The following is a 4,308-nucleotide window of genomic DNA, read 5'->3' as shown; positions in this document are numbered from 1 at the left end:
TAATAATCTTAACACGTTAACAACATCCAGTAATCCCCAAGCCAGCCTAAGAAACAAGCGATATCTCAACTGCTCGTCCTCAACCTCAAAGCGGCAATTTAGCCCGATAAAGACTATTTTGCCCTGCTGTAAGTGGACAGATGAAAAACAAGGCGTTGGCTTTGAGGAATGGGAAGGAACACTTTAGACTGAGGCAACGCGAGCTTAAGCGAAAATTTGGAGAGTGGCTGACCCAGTTCCAAACTTCCAAAAAGTGTCCTCTCAAAAGTTGCAAAGCGCAAAAATCATGGCTGCAACTGAACCTTGTTAAATTCACACGCCATTTGCCACAAGCCGGGGAACCCTTTTGGCAGTCGCTCATGGGGGAAACCCCCTATAAGAGCGCGTCTGCCTCACCAAGGCGATGGCTCCTGAAGTTGTTGACAGGAGAAACACAATGCCGCAATTACAAGCTAAATCGCTAGAAATGAGGACACCCCAAGCAACTAAAACCGCCGTTCTGGTTATCGGAGGTGCAGAAGATAAAGTTCATGGGCGCGAAATCCTACGAACTTTTTTTGGACGCGCCGGTGCTAGTAAGGCTTATATTACAATTATTCCATCTGCCTCTCGCGAACCCGCCATCATCGGTGGTAGGTATATTCGCATTTTTGAAGAAATGGGTGCTCAGAAGGTAGAAATTTTAGACATCCGCGAACGGGAACAGTGTGAATCCTCCCAGATCAAAGCATCCTTAGAAGCCTGTAGTGGGGTATTTTTGACAGGAGGCGACCAGCTGCGTCTCTGTGGTGTATTGGCAGATACGCCAGCAATGGAAATTATTCGCCAGCGTGTGAGGGCGGGGCAACTTACCTTAGCAGGCACGAGTGCAGGAGCAGCAGTGATGGGGCATCACATGATTGCTGGCGGCGGTAGTGGAGAGTCGCCAAATCGTTCCCTAGTTGATATGGCAACGGGTTTAGGATTTATTCCCGAAGTAATCGTTGACCAACACTTTCACAACCGTAATCGCATGGGACGGCTGATTAGTGCGATCGCCGCTCACCCTGATCGCTTAGGTATTGGCATTGACGAAGATACTTGTGCAGTGTTTGAACGTGATGGTTGGCTACAAGTTATGGGTAAAGGCAGTGTCACCATTGTTGATCCCACTGAAGCCACCCACACTAACGAACCCCATGTCGGTGCTAATGAACCATTAACTGTGCATAATTTACGTCTCCATATCCTCAGCTACGGCGATCGCTTCCACTTGTACCAGCGCACTGTGTTACCTGCTGTACATCGGATCTCCAGCTGACGGGATAAAGTATCTGAGGTTACACTGAGTTGGCCACAAATTTTAGATTTTGGATTTTGCAAAAAGTTATAAGGAAGGTTTACCGACCTAGCAAACTTTTTAAGACGGATTTTAGATTAAAAGAGCTTTTTGGCAGATGCCGCCAGAAAGTAGGCGAAACAAATCTAAAAACTTCAAGGACTCGTTAAGCCTTTGCGATCGTAAATCTCAAATTAAGAGAGCTAAGTACCCTAATTGTCTCTTTTAATCCAAAATCATAAATCTAAAATCCAAAATCGGTTGACCGCACATTTATTTCTTGTTGTAGAAAAATGATGAGAATAGTATGTAAAAAGAAAAAACTGTTTGCAACGAACAGTTTAGCGGTCAATTCCAGTAAGAAACTAGAATTTTGGTTCCGAATCTCCATCTACCTATTCCCATGAGAATCCTCAAGATCCAGACCTTACGCGGCCCAAACTATTGGAGCATTCGACGCCACAAGCTGATCGTCATGCGCCTCGATTTAGAAAACCTTGCCGAGACGCCCTCGAATCAAATCCCTGGCTTTTATGAAGGACTAGTTGAGGCGCTGCCGAGTCTGGAGGGTCATTATTGTTCTCCTGGCTGTCGTGGTGGTTTTCTGATGCGAGTCAAAGAAGGCACTATGATTGGTCATATCGTAGAACACGTAGCCCTAGAACTCCAGGAATTAGCTGGTATGCATGTTGGCTTTGGTCGCACCCGCGAAACTGCCACACCCGGAATTTACCAAGTAGTGATCGAGTATCAGAATGAGGAAGCGGGACGCTACGCTGGACGAGCAGCAGTGCGGCTGTGCCAGAGTATCGTTGATCGAGGCCGTTATCCCAAGGCAGAACTAGAGCAAGATATCCAAGACCTGAAAGACTTCATTCGTGATGCTTCCTTAGGCCCCTCCACTGAAGCGATCGTCAAAGAAGCAGAAAAAAGAGGTATTCCCTGGATGCCACTGGAAGCCCGCTTTTTGATTCAGCTGGGCTACGGCATGAATCAGAAGCGGATGCAGGCCACAATGACGGACAACACCAGCATTCTGGGCGTAGAACTAGCTTGCGATAAAGAAGCCACTAAACGTATCCTCGCTGCTGCTGGTGCGCCAGTACCTAGAGGTACAGTGATTAACTTCTTAGACGATTTGGAACAAGCCATTGAATTCGTTGGCGGCTATCCCATCGTCATCAAGCCCCTTGATGGCAATCATGGACGTGGGATCACCATTGATATCAGAACTTGGGAAGAAGCTGAAGCCGGATACGAAGCTGCTAGACAGGTTTCCCGATCAATTATTGTCGAAAGATATTACGTTGGACGCGACCACAGGGTACTAGTGGTAAATGGCAAAGTAGTAGCAGTAGCCGAACGCGTCCCGGCTCATGTCATTGGCAATGGCAGATCCACCATCTCCGAACTGATTGAGGAAACAAACCTTGACCCAAATCGCGGTGAAGGACATGATAACGTTCTAACCAAGATTGAACTAGACCGCACCAGCTACCAACTCTTAGAAAGGCAAGGCTATACCATAAATAGCGTGCCACCCAAAGGCACTATTTGTTATCTCAGAGCAACGGCAAACTTAAGTACAGGTGGTAGTGCCGTAGACCGTACCGATGAAATTCACCCAGAAAACCGTTGGCTGGCACAACGGGTAGTCAAAATTATCGGTTTAGATATCGCCGGACTCGATATCGTCACCTCGGATATTAACCGTCCTCTGCGGGAAGTTGATGGCGTGATTGTCGAAGTTAACGCCGCTCCTGGCTTCCGAATGCACGTTGCCCCAAGCGTGGGCATTCCCCGCAACGTCGCTGGTGCAGTGATGGATATGCTGTTCCCCAACGAGCAATCTAGCCAAATTCCCATTCTTAGTATTACTGGTACTAATGGTAAAACTACTACTACCCGACTACTAGCACATATTTATAAACAAACGGGTAAAGTAGTAGGTTATACCACTACAGATGGAACATATATCGGTGATTACTTAGTAGAAGCTGGCGATAACACAGGCCCCCAAAGCGCCCACGTCATCCTCCAAGATCCCACAGTAGAAGTAGCGGTACTGGAAACGGCTCGCGGTGGCATTCTCCGCTCTGGATTGGGCTTTGAAGCAGCAAATGTGGGAGTAGTATTAAATGTAGCCGCCGACCACTTAGGAATCGGTGATATAGATACCATTGAGCAGTTAGCTAACCTTAAGAGTGTAGTAGCGGAAGCTGTATACCCGGATGGCTATGCGGTACTCAATGCCGACGATCGCCGCGTCGCCGCCATGTCAGAAAAAACTAAGGCTAATATTGCTTACTTCACAATGAACCCCGACTCGGAATTGGTGCGAAAGCATATCCAAAAGGGCGGAGTAGCAGCAATATATGAAAATGGCTATTTGTCAATTGTTAAAGGTGATTGGACACACCGCATAGAAAGAGCAGAAAATATACCTTTAACAATGGGCGGACGGGCGCCGTTTATGATTGCCAACGCTTTAGCAGCAAGTTTAGCAGCATTCGTGCAAAACGTCACAATTGAGCAGATTCGTGCTGGTTTGAAGACCTTCCGGGCTTCAGTTAGTCAAACGCCAGGACGGATGAATTTATTTAATTTAGGCAACTACCACGCTTTAGTAGACTATGCCCACAACGCAGCCAGTTATGAAGCTGTCGGTTCCTTTGTGCGGAACTGGACTACAGGGCAACGGATTGGTGTAATTGGTGGGCCAGGCGATCGCCGCGACGAAGACTTTATTACTTTGGGCAAATTAGCAGCACAAATTTTTGATTACATCATCGTCAAAGAAGACGATGACACTAGGGGAAGACAACGGGGTTCAGCCACCCAGTTGATTATTCAAGGCATTACCCAAGTTAAGCCTGATAGTCGCTATGAATCAATTTTGGATGAAACACAAGCGATAAATAAAGGCTTAGACATGGCACCAAATAACAGCTTAGTGGTCATTTTACCAGAAGGCGTGAGTCGCGGCGATC

General features: G+C 47.1%; 3 protein-coding genes. All 3 read left to right on the top strand.

Annotated features, from left to right (window positions below; genetic code table 11):
- Positions 1 to 187: hypothetical protein (locus LC574_RS28835; protein ID WP_229457061.1), on the top strand; the 187-nt coding region annotated here is incomplete at its 5' end.
- Between the two features lie 249 nt (positions 188 to 436).
- Entirely contained in the window at positions 437 to 1,300 is an 864-nt protein-coding gene (locus tag LC574_RS28830) for a cyanophycinase (RefSeq protein ID WP_100898664.1), read from the top strand.
- Between the two features lie 421 nt (positions 1,301 to 1,721).
- A partial coding sequence (gene cphA / locus LC574_RS28825) for a cyanophycin synthetase (protein ID WP_229457062.1) occupies positions 1,722 to 4,308 on the top strand: 2,587 nt, incomplete at its 3' end.

This window comes from Nostoc sp. CHAB 5715 (assembly GCF_020829685.1).
GTDB lineage: Bacteria > Cyanobacteriota > Cyanobacteriia > Cyanobacteriales > Nostocaceae > Nostoc.
Note: the sequence above shows the minus strand (reverse complement) of the source record. Positions and strands in the feature narration are given on the sequence as shown.

Bases quoted from the DNA above. Each gene is read 5' to 3' on its own strand.
- LC574_RS28830 (WP_100898664.1), top strand. From the start codon at position 437: ATGCCGCAATTACAAGCTAAATCGCTAGAAATGAGGACACCCCAAGCA.